General features: G+C 65.2%; 1 protein-coding gene. It reads right to left on the bottom strand.

Annotated features, from left to right (window positions below):
* Window positions 1–44 precede the first annotated feature (44 nt).
* A partial coding sequence (locus SB724_RS21525; RefSeq protein WP_410573075.1) for a chorismate-binding protein occupies window positions 45–244 on the bottom strand: 200 nt, incomplete at its 5' end.

The following is a 244-nucleotide window of genomic DNA, read 5'->3' as shown; positions in this document are numbered from 1 at the left end:
CAGACAGTTCCGCAGGCCGGAGACAGGCTCCGGTGGGGCGTAATTCAGCTGTTGATGCCCAGCGATTCGAGCATCGGCCGGAATTTGGCCCACGTCTCGGCGAGTTCGGCCTCGGGAACTGAGCCTTCAACGATTCCGCATCCCGCATACAGCCGGACGCGGGTGGGGCTTTCGATGATGGCACCGCGCAGGGCAATTCCCCATTCGCCGTTGCCCGCGGCATCGAGCCAACCTACCGGCCCCG

The organism is Bacillus sp. SIMBA_031 (genome assembly GCF_046535225.1).
Taxonomy (GTDB): Bacteria; Bacillota; Bacilli; order Bacillales; family Bacillaceae; genus Bacillus; species Bacillus velezensis.
Note: the sequence above shows the minus strand (reverse complement) of the source record. Positions and strands in the feature narration are given on the sequence as shown.